The sequence below is a fragment of the Actinomyces sp. HMSC065F12 genome, from assembly GCF_001814535.1.
GTDB lineage: Bacteria > Actinomycetota > Actinomycetes > Actinomycetales > Actinomycetaceae > Pauljensenia > Pauljensenia radingae_A.
In genome coordinates, this window is the sequence record NZ_KV816999.1 from 1 (window position 1) to 1,742 (window position 1,742).

General features: G+C 57.2%; 2 protein-coding genes and 1 pseudogene. All 3 read right to left on the reverse strand.

The window, feature by feature from the left end; genetic code table 11:
• Window positions 1–1,196, reverse strand: a 1,196-nt coding sequence (locus tag HMPREF2975_RS07565; protein ID WP_193600017.1) for a primase alpha helix C-terminal domain-containing protein, incomplete at its 3' end; no start/stop codon positions are given.
• On the reverse strand, window positions 1,193–1,630 hold the full coding sequence (locus HMPREF2975_RS07570; protein WP_048708031.1) for a DUF7768 domain-containing protein: 438 nt from the start codon (window positions 1,628–1,630) through the stop codon (window positions 1,193–1,195). The genes HMPREF2975_RS07565 and HMPREF2975_RS07570, both read right to left, overlap by 4 nt.
• Window positions 1,627–1,742 (reverse strand): annotated as a pseudogene (locus tag HMPREF2975_RS12320) (phage antirepressor KilAC domain-containing protein); the annotation flags it as partial. The gene HMPREF2975_RS07570 and the pseudogene HMPREF2975_RS12320, both read right to left, overlap by 4 nt.

The window sequence follows — 1,742 nt, forward strand, 5'->3', positions numbered from 1 at the left end:
TTCAACGTGGCCGTGATATTGCGTGACAAACGCCGAGATAGAACAAACTTGTGGTAGTTCTTTGCCTCATCCCACGCTCGAAACGCGGTCGCTTGCACAGGCGTGAGCTTCGCGATGCCGCGGGCTTTCGACGAGGCGGAGGCCATCACGAGATCTGCGCCGGTTGCCGTCATGGTCTCCCACGTCGATGCGATCAGACGGTCGGCTTCTTCCAGCTGGCGGGAAGTCAATTCCTGAACCACGCCCTGTGCGGATAAGTCGTTCTCATCCCACACGCCATGGTCGTAGACGAGCCACTTGGTAGCCAGTGAGTAGCGGATCTTGTTCGCATACTCGCCAGCCAATGTGTCTGCCTGACCTACATCGGAAAAATCATCCGGACGCAAACCCGCCAACGCCTCATACGCCTCAGGCGGCAGATAGCCTGGATCAGCAGCAACCTTCGAAGCAAACCTGCACGCGCTATTCCAAATCGTCTGTAATTCGCCCTCGCTGAGCGGTGGCTCGCAGAGGTTGGCTTTGCGGTCGAACAAGTCACGCGCCTGGTCTGTATCGCCGTAGCGGATGAGGACCCTGCCTGCGAAGCGTGAGAGTGTAGCGTTACGTGAGCCCTCACCAATGACCAAAGTGCTTTGATCGAAGGCGGCGAACACGTCGATCTCGTCAGCCGCATCAAGCCATGCATCGAGGAGCTGATCACCTTCATGCACCGTCACTACCGCGTTCGACGCCCCGTAGATGAAACGTCCTGCATCCAAAGCATTACGGTCGAAGAAGGAGAACCGTGATGCGAGGCGGTGCTTGAGCCCCGCATAGTCGTCTGCGTCGCGTATTTCATGTATTGGGAAGTAGACGTGGAAACGCGGCCTGGCCGACACCACGCCCTTCGGTTTCTGGTGATTACGAGACGTGGCGGTCATGAACTCCACACCAGCCATCAACTCGGCGAGCTTCTCCGGGGTGACCCACTCGGACTCGGTGTCGGTGTGATCGTTGTCGATATCCATCACCACGCAATCCGAGGAGATGAAGGCTGCAGTTGAGCGGCGATCATTCACATACGTGGCAGCCACGTGATCAAAACCCGCGACCGCGCTCAGCGAGGCCGCGTCAGCGACGATGTGCTGGTTCGGGTAGTGGTTATTGTTCTGCACACCTGTAACCGTGGCAGCAAACAGAGTGAAGGACGTGGTCATGGCGTGACCTCCTTGAAATCAGAATCGAAATACTTAATCGGCAACTCGAGGTCGCGCGCCCACCCGATCTCTAAGCGCATACCAGGGCTCACGCGTCCGACATATGCCCACAGCGCTTCGCACTTGGCGAGCAACACCCTGTTGAAAAACATCGCCAACTCACGCTGATCGGGATCGGCGTCGTCCATGAACTGGGGATAGTGCAGATGCGGAGCGAACGGGATCTTGCCCGCGCTTACTGCAAACCCACAGAATTGACGGGCGAGCTCAACGTTCGCCTCGGTGTCACCTGAGTAGGGCGAGCAGATATAAACCAAGGGTCGGTAACCGAATAGTTCGCGCTGGAGCTTCTTGAGCGCGTGGTAGCTCGTCAGGTCCAGATAGCCTTCGGTGTTCTTCTTCGAAAACCCAATATCAAGAGTCGCGACAGTCATGCTTGCACCTGACTTTCACGCTCAATCACCGGGAGAATGCCGAGCTGGTTCTTGAGCAGGTCGTAGATGAACAGACGTCCCTTCTGGGTCCAGTACATGTGGGTGCGGGTCT

What these genes read in the sequence shown, in the direction of transcription:
- HMPREF2975_RS07570 (WP_048708031.1), bottom strand. Translation starts at nt 1,630, where the DNA reads ATGACTGTCGCGACTCTTGATATTGGGTTTTCGAAGAAGAACACCGAA.